Source organism: Mycolicibacterium neoaurum ATCC 25795 (genome assembly GCF_000691525.1).
In the GTDB taxonomy this organism is placed as follows: Bacteria; Actinomycetota; Actinomycetes; order Mycobacteriales; family Mycobacteriaceae; genus Mycobacterium; species Mycobacterium neoaurum.
Window position 1 is genome coordinate 1 of record NZ_JMDW01000038.1, and the last position, 458, is coordinate 458.

The window sequence follows — 458 nt, forward strand, 5'->3', positions numbered from 1 at the left end:
GGTTGGGACAGGTCGTATTTGGCCTGCCGTTCGGGGTTGATGGTTACCTGGTTGGCGACGATGTCGAAGCGGTTGGCTTCCAGCGCGGCAAAGATCGAGTCCCACGGCGTTTCCACGAACTCGACCCGGACGCCGAGTTTCTCACCGACGGCCCTGGCCACGTCGACGTCGTAACCGACGAGCGCATTCGTCGCCGGGTCGTGGTAGCTGAACGGCGCATACACCCCTTCCGTGCCGACGCGCAGCACGCCGGCGTCCCGGATTGGGGTGGAGGCCGGTGCCCCCGTGGCATCGGCCTTGAGGTATCGCTGGGAGATCTCGGTCAGGGTGCCGTCGGCGCGCAGCTCGCTGAGTGCGCGATCCAACTCGGGCAGGTAGCCGCTGTCCTTGCGGGCCGCGAATCCCTGCTCACTTTTCTCGCCGACGGTGCCGGCGATCTTGACGCTCTTGTCGCCGGT

At 66.4% G+C, this 458-nt stretch carries 1 protein-coding gene; it reads right to left on the minus strand.

The window, feature by feature from the left end; genetic code table 11:
- The coding region (locus IC40_RS26710) for a transporter substrate-binding domain-containing protein (RefSeq protein WP_036470892.1) at nucleotides 1-317 on the minus strand (317 nt) is incomplete at its 3' end.
- Nucleotides 318-458: the final 141 nt, after the last annotated feature.